General features: G+C 35.5%; 21 protein-coding genes. 4 read left to right on the forward strand and 17 right to left on the reverse strand.

The window, feature by feature from the left end:
- Window positions 1-88: 88 nt before the first annotated feature.
- The 4 genes from pnpS to HMPREF2937_RS12570 form a co-directional block, all read right to left on the reverse strand.
- Window positions 89-1,807 (reverse strand): two-component system histidine kinase PnpS, encoded by a 1,719-nt coding sequence (gene pnpS, locus HMPREF2937_RS12555; RefSeq protein WP_002481167.1) that lies wholly within the window; start codon window positions 1,805-1,807, stop codon window positions 89-91.
- Window positions 1,804-2,520, reverse strand: a complete 717-nt coding sequence (locus HMPREF2937_RS12560) for a response regulator transcription factor (RefSeq protein WP_002481168.1) — start codon at window positions 2,518-2,520, stop codon at window positions 1,804-1,806. Before HMPREF2937_RS12560 ends, pnpS begins: the two co-directional genes overlap by 4 nt.
- A gap of 173 nt (window positions 2,521-2,693) precedes the next feature.
- On the reverse strand, window positions 2,694-3,959 hold the full coding sequence (gene icd, locus HMPREF2937_RS12565) for an NADP-dependent isocitrate dehydrogenase (protein ID WP_002481169.1): 1,266 nt from the start codon (window positions 3,957-3,959) through the stop codon (window positions 2,694-2,696).
- Between the two features lie 62 nt (window positions 3,960-4,021).
- On the reverse strand, window positions 4,022-5,140 hold the full coding sequence (locus tag HMPREF2937_RS12570) for a citrate synthase (protein ID WP_023016092.1): 1,119 nt from the start codon (window positions 5,138-5,140) through the stop codon (window positions 4,022-4,024).
- A 361-nt stretch (window positions 5,141-5,501) separates the two neighbouring features.
- On the opposite strand from HMPREF2937_RS12570, the gene HMPREF2937_RS12575 reads away from it, so the two are divergent.
- Window positions 5,502-6,863: an amino acid permease gene (locus tag HMPREF2937_RS12575; RefSeq protein WP_002481171.1), complete on the forward strand. Its 1,362-nt coding sequence runs from the start codon at window positions 5,502-5,504 to the stop codon at window positions 6,861-6,863.
- A gap of 308 nt (window positions 6,864-7,171) precedes the next feature.
- On the opposite strand, the gene pyk is transcribed toward HMPREF2937_RS12575, so the two are convergent.
- The 8 genes from pyk to HMPREF2937_RS12615 all read right to left on the reverse strand — a co-directional run bounded on the left by pyk (window position 7,172) and on the right by HMPREF2937_RS12615 (window position 19,104).
- Window positions 7,172-8,932: a pyruvate kinase gene (pyk, locus tag HMPREF2937_RS12580; RefSeq protein WP_002481172.1), complete on the reverse strand. Its 1,761-nt coding sequence runs from the start codon at window positions 8,930-8,932 to the stop codon at window positions 7,172-7,174.
- Between the two features lie 36 nt (window positions 8,933-8,968).
- Entirely contained in the window at window positions 8,969-9,937 is a 969-nt protein-coding gene (gene pfkA, locus HMPREF2937_RS12585; protein ID WP_002481173.1) for a 6-phosphofructokinase, read from the reverse strand.
- 283 nt (window positions 9,938-10,220) lie between these two features.
- Entirely contained in the window at window positions 10,221-11,168 is a 948-nt protein-coding gene (locus tag HMPREF2937_RS12590) for an acetyl-CoA carboxylase carboxyltransferase subunit alpha (RefSeq protein WP_070864732.1), read from the reverse strand.
- Window positions 11,161-12,033 (reverse strand): acetyl-CoA carboxylase, carboxyltransferase subunit beta, encoded by an 873-nt coding sequence (gene accD, locus HMPREF2937_RS12595; RefSeq protein ID WP_002481175.1) that lies wholly within the window; start codon window positions 12,031-12,033, stop codon window positions 11,161-11,163. The genes HMPREF2937_RS12590 and accD overlap by 8 nt, the downstream gene beginning before the upstream one ends.
- A gap of 63 nt (window positions 12,034-12,096) precedes the next feature.
- Window positions 12,097-13,326 (reverse strand): NADP-dependent malic enzyme, encoded by a 1,230-nt coding sequence (locus HMPREF2937_RS12600; RefSeq protein ID WP_002481176.1) that lies wholly within the window; start codon window positions 13,324-13,326, stop codon window positions 12,097-12,099.
- Window positions 13,327-13,601: 275 nt separating this feature from the next.
- Complete coding sequence (locus HMPREF2937_RS12605) at window positions 13,602-16,802, reverse strand: DNA polymerase III subunit alpha (protein ID WP_070864736.1); 3,201 nt, start codon at window positions 16,800-16,802, stop codon at window positions 13,602-13,604.
- Between the two features lie 32 nt (window positions 16,803-16,834).
- The gene (locus HMPREF2937_RS12610) at window positions 16,835-17,773 is read right to left on the reverse strand and encodes a DHH family phosphoesterase (RefSeq protein ID WP_023015971.1); all 939 of its coding nucleotides are present in this window, start codon (window positions 17,771-17,773) and stop codon (window positions 16,835-16,837) included.
- A gap of 35 nt (window positions 17,774-17,808) precedes the next feature.
- Window positions 17,809-19,104 carry a DRTGG domain-containing protein gene (locus HMPREF2937_RS12615; protein ID WP_002481179.1) on the reverse strand — a complete coding sequence of 432 codons (1,296 nt, stop codon included), beginning with the start codon at window positions 19,102-19,104 and terminating at the stop codon, window positions 17,809-17,811.
- Between the two features lie 223 nt (window positions 19,105-19,327).
- On the opposite strand from HMPREF2937_RS12615, the gene HMPREF2937_RS12620 reads away from it, so the two are divergent.
- Complete coding sequence (locus HMPREF2937_RS12620) at window positions 19,328-19,741, forward strand: universal stress protein (protein ID WP_002481180.1); 414 nt, start codon at window positions 19,328-19,330, stop codon at window positions 19,739-19,741.
- Window positions 19,742-19,792: 51 nt separating this feature from the next.
- On the opposite strand, the gene HMPREF2937_RS12625 is transcribed toward HMPREF2937_RS12620, so the two are convergent.
- Entirely contained in the window at window positions 19,793-20,482 is a 690-nt protein-coding gene (locus HMPREF2937_RS12625) for a metal-dependent hydrolase (RefSeq protein ID WP_002481181.1), read from the reverse strand.
- A 142-nt stretch (window positions 20,483-20,624) separates the two neighbouring features.
- On the opposite strand from HMPREF2937_RS12625, the gene HMPREF2937_RS12630 reads away from it, so the two are divergent.
- The gene (locus HMPREF2937_RS12630; protein WP_002481182.1) at window positions 20,625-21,680 is read left to right on the forward strand and encodes a M24 family metallopeptidase; all 1,056 of its coding nucleotides are present in this window, start codon (window positions 20,625-20,627) and stop codon (window positions 21,678-21,680) included.
- A gap of 179 nt (window positions 21,681-21,859) precedes the next feature.
- Here HMPREF2937_RS12630 and ald read toward each other — a convergent pair whose 3' ends face one another.
- The gene (ald, locus tag HMPREF2937_RS12635; RefSeq protein WP_023015972.1) at window positions 21,860-22,975 is read right to left on the reverse strand and encodes an alanine dehydrogenase; all 1,116 of its coding nucleotides are present in this window, start codon (window positions 22,973-22,975) and stop codon (window positions 21,860-21,862) included.
- A gap of 206 nt (window positions 22,976-23,181) precedes the next feature.
- Between ald and HMPREF2937_RS12640 the strand changes: the two genes are divergently transcribed.
- On the forward strand, window positions 23,182-23,685 hold the full coding sequence (locus tag HMPREF2937_RS12640) for a universal stress protein (RefSeq protein WP_002481184.1): 504 nt from the start codon (window positions 23,182-23,184) through the stop codon (window positions 23,683-23,685).
- Between the two features lie 139 nt (window positions 23,686-23,824).
- Here HMPREF2937_RS12640 and HMPREF2937_RS12645 read toward each other — a convergent pair whose 3' ends face one another.
- The 3 genes from HMPREF2937_RS12645 to tpx form a co-directional block, all read right to left on the reverse strand.
- Window positions 23,825-25,021 (reverse strand): acetate kinase, encoded by a 1,197-nt coding sequence (locus HMPREF2937_RS12645; RefSeq protein ID WP_002481186.1) that lies wholly within the window; start codon window positions 25,019-25,021, stop codon window positions 23,825-23,827.
- A gap of 83 nt (window positions 25,022-25,104) precedes the next feature.
- Window positions 25,105-26,052 (reverse strand): class I SAM-dependent methyltransferase, encoded by a 948-nt coding sequence (locus HMPREF2937_RS12650; RefSeq protein WP_002481187.1) that lies wholly within the window; start codon window positions 26,050-26,052, stop codon window positions 25,105-25,107.
- 118 nt (window positions 26,053-26,170) lie between these two features.
- Complete coding sequence (gene tpx, locus HMPREF2937_RS12655; RefSeq protein ID WP_002481188.1) at window positions 26,171-26,671, reverse strand: thiol peroxidase; 501 nt, start codon at window positions 26,669-26,671, stop codon at window positions 26,171-26,173.
- Window positions 26,672-26,860: the final 189 nt, after the last annotated feature.

Here is a 26,860-nt window from a genome sequence, read left to right on the forward strand (position 1 = left end):
TAACCTCCAGAATTGATTTGTTTCTATTTTATCATATGTGACATAGCCACTCATAAAAATAGCGCCGGAATTCCATCCGGCGCATATATTAAGATAACTTAATTGATTTATTTTTATTATCGAAAAATATCACTTTAAACGTTGTACCTACGCCAACTTGACTGTCTATTTGAATACGTCCGTGATAAGCTTCGACAATATGTTTCGTAATAGACAAACCAAGTCCTGTACCGCCTGAATCACGGCTTCTAGCTTTATCTACACGATAAAAACGTTCAAAGATATGTTTTTGATCTTCTGGAGCGATTCCAATCCCAAAATCTTCGACCTCTAAGACACGTTTTTCTCCATCTTTATAGACACGCACATGAATACGACTATCTTGAGGTGAATAGTTAATCGCATTGCTGACGATGTTCACCACAACCTGAGCAATTTTCGATGTTTCGGCATCGATAATCACGTAATCTTCAATATCCGTTTCCAACGTAATATTTTTCTTTTTACCATTTGTATATAAAGTTTTTACGGTGTTTCTCGTTACATCAGATAAATCCACAGGTTCTGTTTCAATTTCTTTTTGTTGTTCAATATGTGATAAATCTAATAAATCTTCGACCAATGACTCAATACGATTAGACTCTTTCAAAATAATATTTAAGAATTCATCCAACGTCGTTTCATCATTCTTCGCCCCATCAATTAAAGTTTCCGCAAATCCTTTAATTGAAGTGATAGGTGTTTTCAGCTCATGTGAGACATTTGCGACAAATTCACGACGCAAATTCTCTAATTTCTTCAAGCTGGTAATATCGTGAAGAACGACAACCATCCCTTGCATTCTTTTCTTTTTACGAGATAAAATCGGCACACAGACGGTATCAAAATAACGTTCGTGAACATTATTCAAATATACTTTGACTTGTTCATTCATCGTTTTCTCGGTTTTAAAGGCATCGATAATCAATGTATTCAATTTACCTTTGATCACACGATTGTAATTTTGATTCACGACATTTGTTTCAGGATTAAACATTTCATAATATGCTGTATTCGCGATAACAATTTTACCGTATTTATCAATCATTAAAACTGAACTTGGTATATTTTCAAGTGTTGTTTTCAAACGATTTGATTGAATTTTTTGTTCGTTATACATTTTTTGTAAACGACGTGCTAATTCATTCGTTGTTACGAATAAGTCTCGCGTTTCTTTCACATTGCTTTCAGGTACTCTGATATGATAGTGCCCTTGTGCTAAGAGTTTCGTCGCATAAGTTACATCATTAATCGGTCTGATATATGTGCGGTTAATGTTTCTAACAATTAAGAAGACTAAGGCAATAATGAATAAACCAATGATCGCAATATATTTCCAAGCTTCAAATTGTAGTTGTGTAATTTCATTATCGTAACCTGTAATTATAATAAAATGATCATTACTAATATATTTATAAGTAAATCTACGATTGTCATGATGCGTATCATAAAGCAGATTAGATGGATTTCCAACTACATTGATGTTTGGATTTGCGGGAACTTTTTTATCTGATTTAAATAATGTTTTACCTCCATCATTGCTATGTATGGATATTGTAAAATTATTTAAGTGTGCGTATTCTTTTAAAGCCTCTTCATGATGTGCTTTGTATGTCTTGTTGATACGCTCAGCATCATGCTTCAAGTTTTCAGCATCTCTCGATGAAATCGTTGTATAAATCGCATGATTGATTAGTAAACCTAAAGCAACAAGACAAGAGATAATCAAGATGGCTAACGTCAGCAGTAATCTTGTGTAAAACTTCAATTTGCAGATTTAGGTCTTTCTAGTTTATAGCCTAATCCACGAACAGTTTTAATAAGCTTCGGCTGCTTAGGGTTTTCCTCTAATTTATCTCTTAAATGACTGATATGCACATCAACAATTCTTGAATCACCAGTAAATTCATAATTCCATACAGAGTTCAACATGTGCTCTCTTGTAATAACACGACCTTGGCGCTCGATTAAATAAAGAAGTAACTCAAATTCTTTAGGGGTCAATTCTAACAGTTCATTATTTTTATATACTTCAAAGTATTCAGGTCTGATTTTGATTGAACCGATGATTACATCTTCACTATCTGTTTCTTCTTCTTTTTGACTGTGAACTTGTTTAGATCTGCGTAAAATAGCTTTTACACGTGCTACAACTTCTCTTGGTGAGAATGGCTTAGTCATATAGTCATCTGCACCGAGTTCCAAGCCTAATACGCGATCAAACTCGTCATCTTTGGCAGTCAACATTAAGATAGGAACAAGATTTCGGTCTGAACGAATCGTTTTACAAACTTCAATGCCATCCAACTTCGGCAACATCACGTCTAATACGACTAAATCTGGTTGTACGGCATTCAGTTTTTGAAGTGCTTCTTCACCGTCATAAGCAACTTCTACTAAATAACCTGCTGTTTCTAAATTGTATTTCAGCAAAGTTACAATGGATTGTTCATCATCGACTACTAAAATTTTTTGTGTCATAGTCTTACCCCCTGTGTATTTTTCATCTTAATTATAACTTATATTTTCAAAAAGATAACATACTACGAAACATCTTTACATAATCTTAACATTCACTTAACAAGTTCAATCATTCAAAAAAATAAAGCTATACCGCCCTTATCAGAGCAGTATAGCTTGAAATCAATTAAGTCTTATAGATTTTTGATTAACTCGTCAGCGAACTCAGAAGTTTTTACTTCTTTAGCGCCATCCATCATACGTGCGAAGTCATACGTTACAACTTTAGATGCAATTGTTTTTTCAATTGAATCTGTAATTAAGTCAGCAGCTTCTTGCCAACCTAAGTGTTCTAACATTAATACTGCACTTAATAATTCTGATGATGGGTTTACTTTATCTTGGTCTGCATATTTAGGTGCAGTACCGTGAGTTGCTTCAAAGATAGCGTGGCCAGTATCATAGTTGATGTTTGCACCAGGTGCAATTCCGATACCGCCGACTTGTGCTGCTAATGCGTCAGAAATGTAGTCACCATTTAAGTTCATAGTCGCTACTACATCATACTCAGCAGGACGCGTTAAGATTTGTTGTAAGAAGATATCAGCAATTGAGTCTTTGATAATGATTTTACCATCTGCAACTGCTTGATCTTGGATTTTGTCCGCTTCTTCTTTACCTTTTTCATCTACTAAGCGATCATGTTGTTGCCAAGTGAATACTTTATCACCGAATTCACTTTCAGCTAAATCATAACCCCATTGTTTGAATGCACCTTCAGTAAATTTCATGATATTACCTTTGTGCACTAATGTAACTGATTTACGATTGTTATCAATCGCATATTGGATAGCTGAGCGTACTAAACGTTCAGTACCTTCTTTAGATACAGGTTTTACACCGATACCAGAAGTTTCAGGGAAACGAATGTTTTTAGCACCCATTTCATCTTGTAAGAAATCGATTAATTTCTTAGCTTCTGGCGTACCTTCTTTAAATTCGATACCTGCATAGATGTCTTCAGTATTTTCACGGAAGATAACCATGTCAGTGTCTTCTGGACGCTTAACAGGAGATGGAACACCTTTGAACCAACGTACTGGACGTAAGCAAGCATATAAGTCTAATGTTTGACGTAATGCTACGTTTAATGAACGAATACCGCCACCGATTGGTGTAGTTAAAGGTCCTTTGATTGCGATTAAATATTCTTCAATCGTATCTAAAGTTTCTTGTGGTAACCATTCGCCAGTTTCATCATATGCTTTTTGACCAGCTAAGATTTCTTTCCATTCGATTTTTTTCTCGCCATTATAAGCTTTTTCAACCGCTGCATCTAATACACGGCTTGCTGCTCTCCAGATATCTGGTCCAATACCATCACCGATGATAAATGGAATAATAGGATTATTCGGTACTAATAAACCGTCTTCTTGTTTAACAATTTTTTCTGGTGCCATTCTAAATTCCTCCGTTAATATAAATTTTGTGATTAATGATTCAAGAATGTCGCTGTTAAAAATTAGCGCTCTTCAATTGGTAAATACTTACGATTTGTTTCACCGATATATTGAGCACGTGGTCTCATAATACGATTATCTCTATATTGTTCGAAAATATGTGCTAACCAACCTGCAGAACGACTGACTGCGAAAATTGGAGTAAATAAATCATGTGGAATATCCATGCTGTGATAAACAGTCGCACTATAGAAGTCAACGTTAGCAATAATGCCTGTACGTTCTTTCATTAAGTCTTCAATCGCTACTGAGATATCATATAAATGTTTTTGACCTGTCTCATCCGTAATTTTTTTACTCATTGTTTTTAAATATTTCGCACGTGGATCTCCGTCTTTATAAACACGGTGTCCAAAGCCCATGATTTTCTCTTTGTTTTTCAATTTATTATCAATATATGGTTCAACTTCATCCACTGAATGAATTTCAGATAACATGTTCATAACACGTTCGTTTGCTCCACCGTGTAAAGGCCCTTTTAATGAACCTACAGCTGCAACAATACCTGAATACATATCTGATAAAGATGATACTGCACAACGTGCTGTAAATGCTGATGCATTCAATTCATGGTCAGCATGCAATACCAATGCTTTGTTAAATGCTTCAACTTCAATGTCTGTTGGCTCTTCACCACGTAACATATATAAGAAGTTAGCTGCATAGCATAAGCCTTGTTTAGGATAAACTGGCTCTTTTCCTTGTCTTACACGTTCAAATGACGTCACAAGTGATGCCATTTTTGCTTGGATTCTAATTGCACGTTCTAATTTTTCTTCATCCGTTTCTGACTCTGCATTTTCATCAAAGTGTGCAATATAAGAAACTGAAGTTCTTAATGCTGTCATTGGATGAACGTCGTCTGTTGCATAATCTTCGAAATGCTCATAAACTTTTTGGTCTAGTTTTGCATACTCATATAATTTTTCTTGCAACTTGTTCAATTCGTCTTTCGTCGGAAGTCTGTAATTCCATAGTAAGAATACAACTTCTTCAAATAATGCGTTTTCTGCTAAATCATCGATGTCATAACCAGCATATGTCAATTGGCTATCGATAATTGAGCTTACCTTTGTTTCAGCTGCAATTACCCCTTCTAAACCTTTATGCAATTCTGCCATATTAATTTCCCCTTTTCTATAACAAATTGAAATGGCTTTCATTTAGTATTATATCCAATATTAACGGTTTTGTGAACAATTTCGAAACTTTGTATAAAGCGGTTACATTGCTCAAACAGCTAAAACAACCTGTTCAGACCATATCTCATTGCCTTTATTGGTATTATATTACATTTTTATAGTTTTAAGTAACGAAAACCCATGCAAATTAACCGATTATTTTTAATTTATTATCATTCATCATAACTTAAATTCATTGATAATTGCATGAAAATTCTCAATATTTTTAAAAACCATTTGTCATATTCTATGGATATGTGCATAATATTATTAAGGTGCAAAAAGGGAGTTGAATTAATTTATGTCAAACAATTTACAAAGAGAATTAAGCAATCGGCACATACAGTTAATCGCAATTGGCGGTGCGATCGGTACTGGATTGTTCTTAGGGGCAGGACAAACGATTGCGATGACGGGACCTTCGATTTTATTAACATACATCATTATTGGTTTAATGTTGTTTATGTTTATGAGGGGTTTAGGGGAAATCTTAATTACAAACACAAAATTTAAATCATTCGCAGATGTGACAAATGAATATATCGGACCTTTTGCTGGGTTTGTGACAGGTTGGACATATTGGTTATGTTGGATTATCACAGGGATGGCAGAAGTTACAGCCGTAGCGAAGTATGTCAGTTTCTGGTGGCCTGAAATTCCTAACTGGGTCAGCGCTTTAGTCTGTGTACTTGTTTTAATGGCATTCAACTTATTAAGTGCAAAACTTTTTGGAGAATTAGAATTCTGGTTCGCAATTATCAAAGTTACGACAATCATCGTGTTAATCGTTGTAGGATTAGGTATGATATTCGTTGCTTATGAAACTAAATTCGGTCATGCGAGTATCACACACCTTTATGACCATGGTATTTTCCCTAAAGGTGTATCAGGTTTCTTCATGTCTTTCCAAATGGCACTCTTCTCATTCGTAGGGATTGAGTTGATTGGTGTAACAGCTGGTGAAACAAAAGACCCTGAAAAGATTATTCCTAAAGCAATCAACAGTGTACCTGTACGTATCTTACTATTCTATGTAGGATCACTTGCAGTAATTATGTCAATCATTCCTTGGTATAAAGTAGATCCTTCTGACAGTCCATTCGTAAGATTGTTCGCGTTAGTCGGAATACCTTTCGCAGCAGGTATCATCAACTTTGTTGTACTGACAGCTGCTGCATCATCTTGTAACAGTGGTATTTTCTCAAACAGCCGTATGTTATTCGGTTTATCAAGACAAGAACAAGCACCACCTGTTTTCAACAAAACAAATAAAAATGGTGTGCCGCACATTGCGATCTTTGTTTCATGTGCATTATTACTTATCGCAGCATTATTGAACTATATTTTCCCAGATGCAACATTAGTATTCACATATGTAACAACAGTATCAACAGTTTTATTCTTAGTAGTTTGGGCATTGATTATCGTTGCTTATATTAACTACCATAAACGTAATCCAAAAGCACACAAAAATTCAATTTATAAATTGCCAGGTGGACGTTTCTCAGGATACATGATTTTATTTTTCTTCATCTTTGTATTCGCATTGCTATTCGTCAACCCGGTAACAAGAACTGCAGTATTTTTATCTCCAATCTGGTTTATCCTTTTAGGATTAATGTACTGGAGATACACACAACAACTTAAGAAACATCAATCATAAAAATTAAAAATACGCACCCTAACAAAATGCGTTTACTCACTTTTAGAGTAAGCGCATTTTGCTTTGTCTAAAACCTATCCTATCCTCTTCTATCCCCTATATGAGCCCCATAGATTAACAACACTCTCTTTATTATAAATACATATCTGATGTTATATCATGCTTAAAACAATGCATAAACTGCTTTTAAATGCTACATGAATTATAAGGTGATACATTCACTTCCCAAATCAAAATAAAAAACTGTCTGCTCCAGAGGAACAGACAGCTTGTCTAATTAAAGTTTAATATTGATAATTTAGAGATGATTAAAGTACGTTTGCATAACCGTCATATACACGGCCAGTGTTTGCATCAACTGTGATTGTAACATCATCAGCGATTAATTTAGTTGCGTTTTTAGCACCAACGATTGTTGGGATACCTTGTTCTAAACCGATGATTGCACTTGGTGATGTGATACCAGCTTCTTCAGCAACTAAACCAGCAGCTTGTTCTACATAAGGTACGAATGTTTCATCTGTAGAATGAGTAACGATTACTGAGTTTGAAAGATCTCTGCCTTCTAATTCAGATGCTTCGTTTACAACTACTGCGTTACCTACTACTGAATTACGTCCAACACCTTGACCTTTAACAAGTTCGTCACCAACTAAGTGTAATTTCATCATGTTAGTTGTACCTTTTTCACCAGTTGGAACACCAGCAGTGATGATTAATAAATCACCATTTTGAACGCGGCCAGTTTCGATTGCTGTTGCTACTGCATTGTTAAGTAATGCGTCAGTAGTTTTGCGTCCTTTTTTAACAACTGGGAATACGCCCCATACTAATGCTAATTGACGAGCTGTTTCTGGGTTTGGTGTTACAGCGATAATGTCTGAATGTGGACGGAATTTAGAGATAGTTCTTGCAGTTGAACCACTTTCAGTTGCAGCAACGATTGCTTTAACTTTTAAGTTAAGGGCAGTATGTGCTACAGAAACACCAATTGCATTTACTAAGTTAGTTTCTTCTAATTTAGTACGGTCATTTAATAATTTTTTGTAGTTTTGAGCGGCTTCAGCTGCAACTGCAATGTTTCTCATTGCTTTAACAGCTTCTTCAGGATATAAACCTGCAGCAGTTTCACCAGATAACATAACTGCATCTGTACCATCATAGATAGCGTTAGCTACGTCACTTGCTTCGGCTCTTGTTGCACGTGGGTTACGTTGCATAGAGTCTAACATTTGAGTTGCTGTAATAACTGGTTTACCTAATTTGTTGCATTGTCTGATAAGGTCTTTTTGGATTACAGGTACATTTTCAGGTGGAATTTCAACACCCATGTCACCACGAGCTACCATTAAACCATCAGAAACTTCAAGGATTTCTTTAATGTTGTCGATACCTTCTTGGTTTTCGATTTTAGGAAGAATTTGAATGTTAGTATTACGTTCTTCTTCTAAAATTTTACGGATATCTAATACGTCACTTGGACGACGTACAAAGCTTGCTGCGATTAAGTCGATGTTTTGATCGATACCGAAGCGGATATCATCAGCATCTTTATCAGTAATACCAGGTAAGTTAACTTTAACGTTTGGTAAGTTAACACCTTTTTTATTTTTAATTTCACCTGAGTTGAGGACTTCACATAAAACTTCGCCTTTATCTTTATTGATTTCTTTAACTTCTAATTCTACTAAACCATCGTCTAATAGAATATAAGAACCAATTTCAATGTCGTTGATTAAATCTGCATATGTTACAGAAAATTTCTCAGCTGTACCTAAAACTTCTTCCATGCTTACGATAACTTCTTTACCTTTTTCTAAGAAAATCACACCGTCTTTCATGTTGTGTGTTCTGATTTCAGGTCCTTTTGTATCAAGCATGATTGCAATAGTTTTGTCTAAACGTTGTGCAACTTCTCTGATGCGGTCAATACGAACTTTGTGTTCAGCGTGATCACCGTGTGAGAAGTTCAAACGGGCAACGTTCATGCCAGCGTTCATTAATTTTTCTAACATTTCTTCAGATTCTGATGCAGGTCCAATCGTACAAACGATTTTAGTTTTTCTCATTATAAAAGCCTCCTAAAAATTTCACTAAATCTATCATTAAATTGATAATTCTTGTGCTAACTCATACATATCAAAATTAAACTTACTACCTTTATTACTGAAGATATCATCAAATGGTGTTTGAGTTAATTCATTTTGTTTAATGCCAACTCCCAATGCTGTTTTACCTTCAATTAATAATTCTACGGCATGACCGCCAAGTCTTGATGCCAACACTCTGTCTTGTCCAGTTGGGCTACCACCACGTTGGATATGACCGAGTACAGATACACGTCCATCTACATGGATGTATTTTGCTAATTCTTCTGCACAATCTTGTCCTGACATAACACCTTCAGCTACCATAACGATAGAATGTTTTTTACCTCTTTTAATACCGGCTTCTATTTTTTCTGCGATATCTTTGATATCTGTTTTTACTTCTGGAACGAGGATTGTTTCTGCACCGACAGCTAAACCAGCCCACAATGCAAGGTCACCACAATCACGGCCCATAACTTCAATAATAAATGTTCTCGCGTGACTTGAAGCAGTGTCTCTGATTTTATCGACAGAATCAATAATTGTATTGAGTGCTGTGTCAAAACCAATTGTGAAGTCTGTACCTGGAATATCATTATCGATTGTTCCCGGAATACCGATAGTTTGAATTTCAGGGCATTCTTCACTGATACGTTGAGCACCACGATAACTTCCGTCACCGCCGATTACAACTAATCCATCAATACCATGACTTCTTAAGTTTTCAATTGCTTTGGCACGTACTTCTTTGTCCTTAAATTCTGGGCAACGTGCAGAGTAAAGGAATGTACCTCCTCTTTGAATTGTATCTCCCACTGATCCTAGTTCAAGCTTTTTAAGATCATCATTTATCAATCCGAGGTAGCCTTGGTACACACCGTAAACTTCAATCCCATTATAAATGGCAGTACGCACAACTGCTCGAACAGCAGCGTTCATTCCCGGAGCGTCTCCACCACTAGTCAAAACTGCAATTTTTTTCATGACAACTGACCTTCCTAACTTGTATGATTTACATTAAAAATACCATAAAATAGCGTGGTTATCCATAAAAATACCATGCAATCCATAATGTAAACGTTTTATATTTCTATTTTCGAAATATAGCCACACTTTTTATTTAATATGGATACGATAGACATATTTTTACAGTCTAATTTTTTCAATTTCTGCTATTTTTAACCATCATAACCGGATTAATTCTCAAATACAAAATGAAAAGGATTCTATACTCTTCCCTAAAAAAGAAGTATAGAATCCTTTTCCCTTATTGTTCTTTATATTCACCCATTTGACGGAATTTATCAAAACGATCGTCAGCTAACGCTGGACCATCTAATTTTTTCAACGCATCTAAATGAGAAACAAACGCCTGTTTAATACTGCGCGCTTGTTGTTCAATATCTTTATGTGCGCCGCCAAGTGGTTCTGTAATAACTTCATCAATCACACCTAATTCTTTTAAATCAGGTGCTGTGATTTTCATTGTTTCAGCAGCAATTTTTGAAAGGTTGCTATCTTTCCATAACAACGCTGCTGCACCTTCTGGTGAAATCACTGAATACGTACTGTTTTCAAGCATTAACACTCTATTTGCAATACCAATACCTAAAGCACCGCCGCTTCCGCCTTCACCAATAACTAAAGTGATGACAGGCACTTTCAAGCTAGACATTTCTATTAAGTTTTTAGCAATAGACTCACTTTGACCACGTTCTTCAGCAGATTTACCAGGGTATGCGCCTTTAGTATCTATAAATGTAAAGATAGGTCTGTTGAACTTCTCAGCTTGTTTCATTAAACGTAACGCTTTACGGTACCCTTCTGGATGAGCCATTCCAAAATTACGGTAAATATTATCTTTTGTATCTTTACCACGTTGTTGACCAACTACAGTGACTGGCTGACCATTTAAATATCCAATGCCGCCTATCATTGCTGAATCATCTCTGAAATTTCTATCCCCATGTAATTCCATGAAATCATCAAAGATGTATGGAATATAATCTAAGGTTGTAGGTCGTTCTTGCATTCTAGCTAATTGAACACGGTCCCAAGGTTTAAGATGCTTGTATATTTTTTCAGTTTCACGCTCTAGAGAAGCCTCTAACATATCAATTTCTTCTTGCAAATCTACATCATTTTTCTCTTGTGATTCTTTCAAAGCATCTATTTTATTTTTAATATCAAATAACGGCTTTTCAAAATCAAGCATCTTTTTTCACCTCTTGTCCTGTATGCATTTTCAATAATTGACTTAAAGTAGCACGCATATCCTTACGGTGAACTACTTTATCTAATTGGCCGTGTTCTAATAAGAATTCCGCTGTTTGGAAATCATCCGGTAATTTTTCATTAATTGTTTGTTCAATAACACGACGACCTGCAAAACCGATTAAAGCACGCGGTTCTGACAAGTTGATATCACCAACTGATGCAAAGCTGGCAGAAACACCACCTGTTGTAGGATGTGTAATATAAGAAATATATAATAAACCAGCATCAGAATGACGTTTCAATGATACGCTTGTTTTACCCATTTGCATTAAAGAAATAATACCTTCTTGCATTCTGGCACCGCCACTTGCAGAGAAAAGGATAAACGGCAGACGTTGTTCTGTACAATAATCTATAATACGGCAGATTTTCTCACCGACAACAGAACCCATACTCCCCATTCTGAAACGTGAATCCATAACTGCAACGCCGTATTTTGTACCATCTAATTCGGCTGTTCCAGTTACTACCGCTTCATTCAAGTCTGTTTTGCTTTGATCTTTTTGAATTTTTTCTTCGTAACCAGGAAAGTCTAAAGGATTGGCAGATGTCATTCCTTTATCAAACTCTTTAAATGTTCCTTCATCTGAAATTGCTTCAATTCGTTTATATGCAGTCAAAGATAAGTGATGATCGCAATTAAAACACACATTGAGGTTTTCAGATAGTTCTTTTGTATACATGATTTTTTTACATTTTGGACATTTAGTCATGATACCTGATGGAACGTCATTCTGTTTTGAATCTTGGACAGTTACATATTTTTTCTTTTTACTGCCTCGATTGAAAAAATCTTTAAACATTGGTCAACCTCCACATCACTATTATGTTAATTTAAAGACATAACAGTACATTGTAAAAATAATCTATTTAATATCAGTTAATCTCATCGTTTTATTGTATATTTCATCTGGGTCAACTTCAACCCTAGCAACTCCAGATTCCATAGCTGCTTTCGCTACATTGCGTGCAACCGATGGTGCTACACGTTTATCAAATGGTGCTGGAATACAGTATTCCGGTGACAACTCATCCGGTCCAATTAAATTAGCGATAGCTTGTACAGCAGCTTGTTTCATTTTCTCATTAATATGTGTTGCACGTACATCTAAAGCCCCTCTGAAGATGCCTGGGAATGCTAACACGTTATTAATTTGGTTCGGATAATCTGAACGGCCTGTTCCAATTACTCTTGCTCCAGCCGCTTTTGCGTCATCTGGATTAATTTCTGGATTAGGATTTGCCATCGCAAAAATGATACTGTCTTTATTCATTGATTTTACCATATCTTGAGATAATGCATTAGCAACAGAAACACCGATAAAGACATCAGCACCTTGGATAACATCAGCTAACTTACCTTCTTGTTTATCCTTGTTCGTCCATTCTGCCACAAATTCTTTGGTTTCATTCATGCCATGCGGGCGTCCTTTATAAATAGCACCTTTAGAATCACACATAATCATATTGCGCACACCGTATGAATATAATAATTTCACAATCGCAATACCTGCAGCGCCTGCACCATTCAATACCACTTTGATATCTGATAGTGATTTATCAGTAATTCTTAAAGCATTAATCAATCCAGCCATTGTCACGATTGCTGTCCCATGCTGATCATCATGAAAAACTGGAATTTTAGTTTCTTTTTTTAATCGGTTTTCAATTTCAAAACAGCGCGGCGCAGAAATATCTTCTAAGTTGATACCGCCGTAATTAGGTTCTAATAATTTAACTGTTTTGATAATTTCTTCTGTATCTGTTGTATTCAAAGCTATTGGTACACCACTTACCCCAGCAAAGCTTTTGAATAGAACTGCTTTACCTTCCATTACAGGAATACTTGCTTCAGGACCAATATTACCTAATCCTAATACTGCAGTGCCATCTGTTACTACAGCTACAGTATTGCCTTTAGATGTATAATCATAGACTTTACGAGGATCCTCATAAATCTCTTTACATGGTTCTGCAACACCAGGAGAATAAGCTAAACTTAATTCTTCTTTATTTGTAACTTTTACTTTGGGTGTAACATCAAATTTACCTTGATTTCTTTTATGCATTTCTAAAGCATCGTCTCTTAATGACAAACCAATCGCTCCTTTGTTCTGTATCTTAATATCGAAATAAATTCACGCATATTATGTTCAATCTATTACTGAGTTGTTTTATTATTTTTACCGAAAATTTACAATAAACTTTTGGTTTTAGTACTACTCTGAATTTTATGTACTGATTATAACACAGATGTCACTGTTTCACTGATTCTCATGGGTTAAATTATTAATTTCCTTAATTTTGTCAATGAATTGCTTAAAAGTTTTAAAAGTCTGTAACTAATGCAATCCATTGTCACAGACTTCTATTACATTAAGCGAATATTTTCAGGATCAATTTGTTCAACCAATCTTTCAATCGTGTCAACATCACGTTCAATTCTTCCAACTTGCCGCATTTGGTTTGACTGTTCATCATAAAAATATATTGGAAGTTGTTGATGTGTTTCAGATGTTTCAGTATCAAACTCTAAATCATCAACATTAATTTTTCTGAGTATAATACGTGTTGCTTTTTCAAACATCGTTTTTTCATATGCATCTAAATCTTGTATTTCATTAATAATTAATTGATGCTTTTGATTTCTATTTTCGAATTTCCCTTTTACAATAAACGGTTTTTCTTCTAATAGAAGTGTTTCATAACGTTGAAAAGTATCAGGGAAAATAACACCATCTAACGTGTGCTCACCATCATTTAAAGTCGCAAAAGCCATCGGTTGCCCTTTTTTTGTACGAATACGTCTCAGTGTGTCCATTTGTACAAGTACAGGTTGATGATTGTTCGCATTGTTTAATTTATAAATGCCTAAAAACTGTTTTGAATCAAACAATTTTTCCATTGGATGTTTTGTAATATAAAATCCTAAGTATTCTTTTTCAAAGTTACTTAATGCTAAATCAGGCAACTCTTCTTTTTGTTGGTACTCTAATTTCGGTGTCACAAAGTCAAAAATCAAAGCATCTTGTTCGACTTGACTTGATGAATCTAAAACCTCATCTAATGTTCCTAATAAGGTTGCACGTGTTTCACCGAATTGATCAAATGCTCCCACTAATATGAGCGCTTCTAATAACTTACGTGTTTTAACACGCCCAGATAAACGGCGTGTAAAATCAAAGAAATCTTTATATCGACCATTTTGATAACGCTCATCTACAATGGCTTTAACACTTTGATAACCGACACCTTTGATGGTACCTAAAGATAAATAAATACCTTGTTCAGCTGCTTTATAATACCAATGACTTTCGTTGATGTCTGGAGGTAAAATCTTTAAGTTCATCGTTTTAGCTTCAGCAATCATCTGTTCAGTCTTTTTCTCACTGCCAATCACATTCGTTAAAATATTGGCATAAAAATAATTAGTATAATGTACTTTTAAATACGCCATCGTATAGGCGACTTTAGAATAACTCACCGCATGAGCACGTGGGAAACCATAATCTGCGAATTTAAGAATTAAATCAAAGATTTGTTTACTTAATTGTTCTGAGTAGCCATTTCGACTGGCACCTTCTACAAAGTGTTGACGTTCATTTTCCAACACAGCACGATTCTTTTTACTCATTGCTCGACGTAAAATATCCGCTTCTCCATAACTGAACCCTGCGAACTTACTTGCAATCTGCATGATTTGTTCTTGATAAATAATAACACCGTATGTGGATTTTAATATCGGTTCTAAATCAGGATGAAGATAGGCCACTTTAGATGGGTCATGACGTCTAGCAATATATGTCGGTATTTCTTCCATTGGACCTGGGCGATATAAAGAAGTCATTGCGACAATGTCCTCAAAATGTTGCGGCTGTAAACGTCTTAACGCATCTCTGACACCGTCTGATTCTAATTGGAATAATCCGGTTGTTTCCCCTAATGACAACATTTTAAATACTTTCTCATCATCAAAAGGAATAGATTCTATATCAATATCGATATTTAAATCTTTCTTTACTTGATTGATGATTTGGTGAATGATGGATAAATTTCTCAGACCTAAAAAGTCGATTTTCAACAAACCAAGTCGTTCGTCTTCAGTCATTGTCCACTGTGTTAATAGACCCGTATCTCCCATTAATAATGGTACATATTGATATAATGGGCGTTCGTTAATAATAATACCTGCCGCATGCGTTGATGTATGTCTCGGCAATCCTTCTAATTTCCTACTGAGTTTGAACCACATTTCATGCCTATGATTGCGATGCACAAAGTCTTTAAATGCTTGTGTGTCATAAGCTTCATTTAAAGTTATACCTAATTTAGACGGAATTAAATGTGAAATTTCACTGAGTGTTTTTTCTTCAAACCCCATAATACGTCCTACATCTCTTGCGACTGCTTTTGCTTGTAAATGTCCGAATGTCACAATACCTGAAACATGGTAATCTCCATATTTTTGTTGTACATATTCAATCACACGTTCACGTTTTGTATCTTCAAAGTCGATATCAATATCTGGCATTGTGACACGTTCGGGATTTAAAAATCGCTCAAATAATAAGTTATATTTTAATGGGTCAATCGTTGTGATATTCAACAAGTAACTGATTAGAGAACCTGCAGATGAACCACGACCTGGACCGACCATGACATCTTGTGTTTTCGCGTAATGAATCAGATCGCTTACAATTAGGAAATAATCTTCGTACCCCATTTTCGTAATGACATCGAACTCATAATCTAAACGTTTTCTATACTGAGGAGTATCTAAGTTCATACGTTTAATAGCATTATCTAATAATTGGTATAAGTATTCTTTAGATGAAGTGCCTTCAGGTGTATCATACTGTGGTAACAGCGATTGATGATATTCAATCGTAATATTACATTGATCAGCAAGGTCATTTGTATTATCAATAATGTCATGAGATAAACTCAAGCTATCTATATCAGCTTGGTTATATAAATGGGCATGCTGTTCGCTGCCTGTATTTACTAAGTCTAACGCTTTATTGTTTTTAATTGCTTGCAATGCACTGACAGTTTCAGCATCTGCTTCATCAAGATATTTTGCTTCTTGCATCCACACTTGATTTAAATCTAATTGTTCTGCTGCACCGCTGCTTAAATGATCCGTGAATACATCTGTGTGTTCACTAAACATTTCCGCTAAATTCATTTGTTCAGCATTGATACGCTTAAAAATAATGACTAAATCATTTTGATAATGTTTTAGCCATTCTGTAGAAAGCGTACGTTTATCTTGTATTTTAATTGCTGAAGAAAGTTGATATAACGATTTTAATCCTTGATTATTTTTAGCTAATAATACTGTTTCTAACTCTGTTAAGCCATCACTTAAATATACAGTCATACCGATAATGGGTTTGATGTCTGCTTGTCTGCATGCATCATAAAATTGAGGGACAGCATACAAGACATTTCTATCAGTCAGTGCCAACGATTGATAGCCTTCTGCGACTGCTTTTTCAACAATGTCAGAAACACGTAGACTAGATTCTAGCAAATCATACGCAGTGTGGATATTTAGATGTGCCTTCATAATTTTGTCCCTCCCTTTTTAATATTGTGCAGTTAGTCTATTAATTTTTGATTTAAGGCTTCTGCTAAACGATCAAATTCTTCCCAACTATAAACTGTAACACCAGATGCATTCGGGTGTCCGCCACCTCCAAATTGTTGTGCGACGTCATTGATAACAACTTTTTTAGAACGCAGACGACAACGAATATCTTCGCCTTCATCAACTGCAAAAACCCAAATTTTTAAACCGCGTAAATCAGCAATTGTATTTACAAATTGAGAAGCTTCGTTCGGTTTAATATCAAATTGTTTTAAAACATCTTGTGTAATTTGAACTTTCGCAAAGCCGTTGTCATTCATTTCAAAGTTTTGTAGCACATAGCCTTGGAATGGCATAAGTTTAGGGTCTTTTTCAGCCATTTTATTCAATTCTGCAGTGTGGTCAAATGGATATTTTAAAAGTTGTGCCCCAACTTCCATTGTATGCGCACTTGTATTGCTGAATAAGAAACGACCTGTATCACCAACGATACCTAAATACAGTAAGCGTGCTGTTTCTGCATCAATGATGGATGTATCATTAAAATGCGCAATGATATCAAAGATGATTTCACTTGTTGATGAAGCTTCAGTGTTCACATAATTTAACTCGCCATATTGATCTAATGCAGGATGGTGATCAATTTTGATTAAACCTTTACCATTAGCAAAACGTTGATCATCAATACGAGGCGCATTAGCTGTATCACATACGATGACTAATGCTTCTTTGTAAGTATCATCACTTACTGCATCAAATGTTCCCATAAAATCTAAAGAAGGCTCACTTTCACCTACAGCATAGATATTTTTATCTGGAAATTTTAATTGTAAATAAGATTTTAAACCTAATTGAGAACCATAGGCATCTGGATCGGGTCGCACATGTCTATGGATAATAATTGTATCTTCTTGTTCAATTCGGTTCATAATTTCATTAAATGTATTCATATCATTACTCCTTCATTATCTGTTGATGCAGTACATCAGCTTTCTAGCATTTGACAAATAATCAATGCTTTAGCTACATCTTGTTGTCCTTCACGCATGCTGACCTCAATTTTAGCAAAGTGTCTCCCAACATCTAACATGTCATAATTAATTTCAAGTTCTGTTTCAATAGAAACTGTCTTCATATAAATAATACTTAAACTTTCAATCATAACTTCTTGTTTTTTTATTTGACGCATTTTATAGCGAATCGTTTCTTCAATAATTGCGACAAAAGCACCTTTACTTAACGTCCCGTATTGGCTTGTCAGTTGGGGTGCAACATCTACAGTAATTTTATCTTTATTAATTGAAATGTACTTGCCGACTTGATCATTGATAGTTTCCCCTACTTGCGGTTGACGTCCTAATAATTGCATAGCACGCAGAACATCTTCACGTGATACTACGCCAAGTAATTTCTTATTGATTGTCGTGACCGGCAGCAATTCAATACCTTCCCATATCATCATGTGCGCACATGTCGCAACAGTTGTAGACACTTGCACATTTAACACCGGTTTTGTCATTACTTTATAAAGATATTCTTCTGAATCTTTTGCAATAATATCTTTACTTGTCACAATCCCGACCAATTTAAAGTCATCATCGACAACTGGAAATCTTGAATGTCCTGTCTCTTGAGAACGACTTTTGACATCTGCAACTTTCATTGTTTCTTTCAATACAGTCTCTTCAGTGACAGGTTTAACAATATCTTCAACAATTAAAATTTCTTTACGAATGATCTGATTATACATCGCACGGTTAATCATATTCGCAACTAAATATGAATCGTAATTAGACGATAAGATAGGCAAATCATGTTGATCTGCATAACGTTTAATTTCAGGTGTTGTACTAAAACCACCTGTAATCAACACTGCACTGCCATGTCTCAATGCTTCTAATTGTACATCCGTTCTATTACCGACAATCAACAAAGTATTTTTAGTCAGATATTTAACCACATTTTCTAATTTCATGGCACCAATAGCAAACTTAGTCAGCGTGTTATGAAGACCGTTACGACCTGCAAGTACCTGACCATCAATAATTTTAACAATTTCACCAAACGTTAAATGTTCGATTTCTTCTCTAGTTTTCTTTTCTATTCTCACAGTTCCGACTCGATCTATGGTAGCGACGAGTCCAAGTTGTTCAGCATCTTTAATTGCACGGTAAGCTGTTCCTTCAGATACCTCTAAATCTTTTGCTATTTTACGGACAGATATTTTCTGACCCACAGCGAGTGATTCAATGTGTGCAAGAATCTGTTCATGTTTTGTCATTACTTACTTCCCTCATTCTCTGCTTACTCTTCTTATTAATTATAACTTGATTCAGTCTAAAAATCGAAGTTAATCTCTCTTGAATTTTAACATGTTATAGGTGGAGTACCTAACTCAATAGTTGACATTTTGTAATTTAAATACGGTTTGTTAAGTTGACAATAAATTTAATTGGAAAAGTTGACACATTTTTATTAGAATATGTATTAAGGAGGGATTGAGAATGTATAAAAATATTTTACTCGGCGTTGATACTGATTTAGAAAACAAAAAAGCATTAGCTAATATCAGAAAATTGTCTGGTGAAGGCACAATTGTCACATTATTAAATGCGATCACTGAACAAGATGCACAAGCATCTATTAAGGGCGGCACACATTTAAACGATTTAACAAAAGCGCGTAGTCAAGAATTACAACCAACACGTGATATTCTTGATGAATACGGTATCGAATACGATGAAATCATTGTACGCGGTAATCCAAAAGAAGAACTTGTTAAGTTTGCGAACAGTGGTGATTATGACATTTTAGTAGTAAGTAACCGTAAAGCACAAGAGCAAAAGAAATTTGTGCTAGGCAGCGTCAGCCATAAAGTCGCAAAACGTGCTCATATCCCAGTATTGATTGTAAAATAATGAAAAATGCTTGTACATTGAGTTGTACAAGCATTTTTATTATCTGTGTTATTAGAATTCTACAGCTTCACCTGGTTTTAAGATTTGTACTTCGCCTTCTTTAACCAATTTCTTGAATTCTTCAGGGTCTTGTTCAATATATGGGAATGTGTTGTAATGCACAGGTACAGTGATTTTCGGTTTGATAAACTCGTTGATCGCGTAGCTGGCATCTTCAATACCCATTGTGAAATTATCACCGATTGGTACGAAGCATACATCTACTGGATGACGATCTGCGATTAATTTCATATCACTGAATAAGCCAGTGTCACCACAGTGATAAATCGTTTTGCCTTCAATTTCTAAAATCAAACCAGTTGAAGAACCTAAATAAACTGGAATGCCGTTTTCATTTGTGATACTTGAACTATGGAACGCTTGTACATACTTAACTGTTCCAAAGTCAAATTCCCATTTACCTCCGATATTCATTGGGTGTACATTTTCTACACCTTGTGCAGTTGATAAATAATCTGCAACTTCCGCAAGGCCGACAACTGTCGCATTATTTTTTTGCGCAATTTTCACAGTATCACCGAAGTGGTCTGCGTGACCATGCGTTAAAATAATATAATCTACCTCTAAATCTTCTGCATTTAAATCTGATAAATCATTACCAGTAATAAATGGATCTACGATGACTTTCTTGCCGTTTGCTTCAAAATAGATTGTTGATTGTCCATGAAATGATAATTCCATTTTAAAAAGCCCCCTTATGCTTCAATCTTAACTCTAGTATAACATTTACCCCACTTTAGTCTAAATGACACCATTGCCTTTTGAATTCTGAACCGCTTTGACTTAAAATAAAGTTAATCATACGAATGGAGGTTGAAGAATTTTGAAAACAGAAGAAATTGTTAATGAAATACGTAATCAAGATGCAGGGGCTGCTTGGATTACGACACCGCTTAACGTATTCTACTTTTCTGGCTACTTAAGCGATCCCCACGAACGTTTATTAGCCTTGCTAATTACTGCTGAGGGTGAAGAAGTTTTATTTGTCCCTAAATTAGAAGTAGAAGAGGTTAAAGCCTCTCCGTTCACTGGTAAAGTTGTCGGTAATGCTGATGGTGAAGATCCATTTAAGCTTGTAGATTACAACTTTGATAAAATTCTTGTGGAAGAAGATCATCTGACATTAAAACGTCAAAAAGAATTAATTGAAGGATTTGGTGTTGAAACATTCGGTTCAATTGACCAAACAATCAAAGATTTACGTAATGTCAAAACTCCTGAGGAAATTGACAAAATCAAAGAAGCTGCAAGACTTGCTGATAAATGTATTGAAATCGGAGTAGATTTCTTAGAAGAAGGCGTAACAGAAAAACAAGTGGTACGTCATATTGAGTATGAAATTCAAACAAAATACGGTGTCAGTGCAATGAGTTTCGATACAATGGTCTTATTTGGTGACCATGCTGCTTCACCACATGGTATTCCTGGTGATCGCCAACTTCAAAAAGATGAATATGTCTTATTCGACTTAGGTGTTATTTATGAAAACTATTGCTCAGATATGACACGAACAGTAGCTTTCGGTAACCCAAGCGAAAAAGCACAATCTGTTTATAATGTTGTATTAGAAGCTGAAAAAGCTGCAATTGACATGATTAAACCGGGCGTAGTTATTGGTGACGTAGACAGAAAAGCACGCGGTATTATTGCTGATGCTGGTTATGGTGAATACTTCGTACACCGTCTTGGTCACGGTTTAGGCTTAGAAGAACATGAATATCAAGATGTTGCTGGATTCAACACAAATCAATTTGTTCCAGGTATGGTTGTCACAGTTGAACCTGGTGTTTATGTTCCTGGTGAAGTGGGAGTCCGTATCGAAGACGACATCTTAGTCACTGAAGATGGAAATGAAGTCTTAACACATTATGATAAATAATGAGAGAGTATTGATTTAAGGTGGAGTACGAATACTCCACCTTTTTTATGAGCTGAAAAATTTCTATGTATAGAAAGACGCCACCCCATCGCTGTTCATACCCCAAACAGCAATGAGATGGCGTCATTTTTGATGTTTTCAGAGCTTTATACGCTCCTTACATCCCATTAAATTAATAATTAATTTAATGCTTGATCTACTGGTGTATACGGAAGATCAAACGTGTTAGCTACACCTTCATTTGTAACTTTACCGTCGTACACATTCAATCCTAAAGATAATGGTTGGTTATCTTTCAATGCTTGTAAATAACCTTTGTTTGCGATTTGTAGCGCATAAGGTAATGTCGCATTGTTTAAACCAATTGTAGAAGTACGTGGTACCGCACCTGGCATATTTGCTACTGCATAGTGAACCACACCATGTTTAACATAAGTTGGATCATCATGCGTTGTAACGTGGTCAGATGTTTCGAAGATACCACCTTGGTCGATAGCGATATCTACCAATACAGCACCGTCTTTCATGTCTTTAACCATTTGTTCAGTTACAAGTTTTGGTGCTTTAGCGCCTGGAATTAATACCGCACCGACAACTAAATCACTTTGCGTAACATTTTGTTCGATATTAAGCGGGTTAGACATAACTGTATGCACACGTCCGCCGAATAAATCATCAAGTTCTTGTAAACGTTTTGGATTAACGTCTAAGATTGTTACGTCGGCACCTAAGCCTAAAGCGATTTTCGCTGCGTTTGTACCTGCTTGGCCGCCACCGATAATTGTGACTTTACCTTTAGGTACACCAGGAATTCCTCCTAGCAATACGCCCATACCGCCATAGAATTTTTGCAAGAATTGCGCACCGATTTGTGTCGCCATTCTACCTGCTACTTCACTCATTGGCGTTAATAATGGTAATGATCTATCTGGTAATTGCACCGTTTCGTATGCAATCGCAACGACTTCATTATCAACAAGTTCTTTTGTTAATGTTTCGTCGTTTGCTAAGTGTAGATAAGTGAATAAGATTAAATCTTTCTTGAAATATTTGTATTCTGGTTCAATTGGTTCTTTAACCTTGATAACCATTTCAACATCCCAAGCTTCGCCAGGTCCATCAACAATTGTTGCACCTGCGTCTTTATAATCCTCATCTGTAAAGAATGAACCTTCACCTGCGCTGCTCTCTACTTTAACTGTGTGCCCTGCTTCAACTAAAGCATGAACACCGCTTGGTGATAAACCTACTCTGTTTTCATTATTTTTTATCTCTTTTGGAATACCTATTTTCATTCCGTACACCTCCCATCCTTATCCTAACGCTTATATGCTGAAAGCGCAATCATTACGGTTGGAAAAGGATGATAAGATTAAGTTATCATGAAAGATAAGATATTCATAAAATTCAATCAATTATAAAAATTCAATCGCTACTTTTATTTCTAATATTCTGTCAATGTGGTAAAATATAAGTGAATAGAAGAAGGAGGTCATGTACGATGTTAACTTATAAAAATATTTTAATCGCAGTAGATGGATCACAAGAAGCTGAATGGGCATTCAATAAAGCGGTGGAAGTAGCGAAACGTAACAACGCTAAACTTATCATCACTAATGTTATTGACTCTAGAACATATACTTCATACGAAGTTTATGATGTTCAGTTCACTGAAAAATCTAAACAATTCGCTGAAGAATTACTTAGAGGTTATAAAGATTTTGCCCAAAAAGAAGGCGTGGAAGACGTTGAAACACTCCTTGAATTTGGTTCACCTAAAGCAATCATTCCTAAAAAAATCGCACAAGAAGTCAAAGCAGACTTAGTTATTTGCGGTACTTCTGGTTTGAATGCGGTAGAACGCTTTATCGTAGGATCTGTTTCAGAAGCTATTGTTCGTCATTCACCTTGTGATGTTCTAGTAGTTCGTACAGAAGAAATGCCTGAAGATTTCGAACCTCAAGTAGCAACTGAAGAATTACGTAAACAATATCAAGCAAGATAATTAATTTGCTTTTACTATGAGTGTTTGACCGGTCAGTTAATAACTGATCGGTTTTTTTATTACTTTAAAAATTATCATTACGCATAAAAAATCCAGTTAATAAGGTTATTTCCCCTATTAACTGGATGAATTTTATCAATTATAAACTACCGAATTTAACTGCATCACGTGCAATCATAACTTCTTCGTTTGTTGGAATAACTAATACTTTAACTGGTGAATGTGGGTAGTTGATAAATCCTTCTGAACCATGAATTTGTTCGTTTTTCTTAGGATCCCAATAAACACCCATGAATTCTAAACCTTCTAATACACGGCCACGCACTTCGTCAGAGTTTTCTCCGACACCTGCAGTGAAGACAATAACATCTACACCGTGCATTTTCGCTGTATAAGAACCAATATATTTGTGGATACGTGAAGCAAATACATCTAGTGCTAATTGTGCACGTGTTTTACCTTCATCTGCATCTTGTTCTAAGTCGCGTAAGTCACTTGAAGTACCTGAGATACCTAATAAACCTGATTCTTTATTTAGGATATCTAACACTTCTTCAGCGTTTTTACCTGTTTTTTCCATGATATATGGAATTAATGCTGGGTCAATATCACCAGAGCGTGTACCCATTGTAACACCTGCTAATGGTGTGAAGCCCATTGAAGTATCTACTGATTCGCCGCCATCGATTGCCGCAATAGAAGCACCGTTACCGATGTGACAAGAAATAATACGTAATTCTTCAATTGGACGATTTAAAATTTCAGCAGCACGTTGTGATACATATTTATGGCTTGTACCGTGGAAACCATATTTACGGATGCCATAGTCTTTATAGTAATGGAATGGCAAGCTGTATAAATATGCTTGTTCTGGCATTGTTTGATGGAATGATGTATCAAACACTGCAACATGAGGAATATTCGGCAATAATTTTCGGAATGCACGAATACCCATTAAGTTTGCTGGATTGTGAAGTGGTGCTAATTCTGTCAATGATTCAATTTGTTTCTCTACCTCGTCTGTAACTAACGCAGATTCAGGGAATAATTCCCCACCATGAACAACACGGTGTCCTGTACCATCAATGTCATTGATGTCACGAATAATACCGTGGTTAATTAAGCTATCCAACATTAAATCAACAGCTTTTACGTGGTCGCTGATTTCTTTTTCATCAGTATACTTTTGACCATTAAATTCTACTGTGATTTTTGAGCCTTTAAGGCCGATACGCTCAATTAAACCTTTACTTATTAATTTTTCTTCAGGCATTTCTATAAGTTGGAATTTCAGTGATGAACTACCTGCGTTAATTGCTAACACTAATTTTGACATAAAACTATGCCTCCAATATTTACATTTTCTTTTACCATATCTATTTAACCATTAATACAGTTCAATTTCAAGATTATTACAGTTTATTTTTTGTGATGATTTTGTTGCAGCCATTCTGACAATTCTTTTAAAAATCCTTGAAACTGTTGCGGAGATTTAAAATCTGGTATATTGGCCAACAACACTTCAACAGCATGCGTTACCTCGCGTTCTTTTTTCTGTAAAATCAGGATTGATTTGCGAGATTGCTCAGTTTTGAACAAAGTTTTCGGTAAGTTCAAGAATGCTTGCATTTCTGTATCTGTTGCAATGAATTTTTCGAGCTGTTTTACATGTTCACCTTCAAAAATATTGCTAGGCACAATTAAAAATGCAAAACCTGCACCTCTTAACGCTTCAATTGCTTGTTCAATTAATAAGAAATGCGCATAACTATGTCCTTCTTCAAATCCCAATTTCATTTCATGACTGCGATCATCTACTGGATAATAACCTACAGGCAAATCTCCAATCACGACATCCGCTTCTTCAAACGGTAAAGGCAATATCGCATCTTGTGGGTAAACATCAAAAGGAATTTCCAAGAAATTCGCTAGATGTACACTGACACGAGATAACACTGGATCCACTTCAACAAGATGATGCATTAATGTCTGTTCTGTTAACACTTCATGCACAGTTGCACTTAAATGACCACTGCCGCTGGTTAAATCAACAATGTTCAGTTCTTTTTTATCTTGTGTAAACTGTTGTACTAAGAATCCAAGAATCAAGCCGATCGAGTCAGGAGTAATTTGGTGATTTGCCTGAATATCTTGTTCTTGCAACAAGCTTAAATATGCAAATTGGAAAGCTTTACGTCGGTCTGCTAGTGTTGCTTGTTCTAATAAGTCACGGTCATTACGATAAATCTGTTCCATCGCAAGCCCTAAGTTCTCAATAAAACTTTGACCATTTTCTTTATTGAGTTCTTTTGTTTTAGTATCTAATTCATGAAACAAACGTTCCATAATTGTTTGTTCTTCAGCCATTTTAAAATCCTTCCTAAAAAGACTGCTCATAATCAATGAATCTAAAATCCTTACACTAATTATGAGCAGTCTGGTCTAAATTTATTAACTTAAAATTACTTTAAATACTTGCTTTACTTTAGTCTAATTCTCTATATGCTTTTAATGCAGATTCGAAATCAGGGAAGTCTGTTCCTTCATTCACGATTTCTTTATAAACAACTTTGTTATTTTTATCTAATACGAATACTGAACGCGCTAATAATTGTAAGTCGTCCATTAATACGCCAAAGTTTTTACCAAATGAATGTTTTTGGTAGTCACTTAATAAAATAACATTGTCTAAACCGCTTGCTGCACACCATCTTTTTTGAGCGAACGGTAAGTCTTCAGAAATAGTAAGCACTACGCCACCTTCTTCTGATGCTGCTTCTTCGTTGAATTTACGTGTTTGTTTATCACAAACCCCTGTATCAATAGATGGTACTGCACTGATTAGTTTTTTCTTGCCTTCGTAATCTGCAAGTGTAACTTCTTCTAAATCATTGTTTACTACTGTGAAGTCTGGTGCTTCTTGCCCTTCTTCTACTGCATTACCTACTAATGAAACGGGATCTCCGCCGAATGTAATTTGTACCATATTAATAAACAACCTCCTGAGATTTTGTTAGTACTTTTTCTTTACCCCATTATACCGATATCAACACGTCAACTCCAATATTTATCCTTCGATTGAATGAACTATTTACTATTTTTCATGTAGAAGATGCCTTGAATTGAAAGATTTATCGTCATAAATCGAGTAGGAGAGTAATCATTAATTGACCAC

Origin of the sequence: Staphylococcus sp. HMSC061G12 (assembly GCF_001838465.1) — a bacterium.
In the GTDB taxonomy this organism is placed as follows: Bacteria; Bacillota; Bacilli; order Staphylococcales; family Staphylococcaceae; genus Staphylococcus; species Staphylococcus simulans.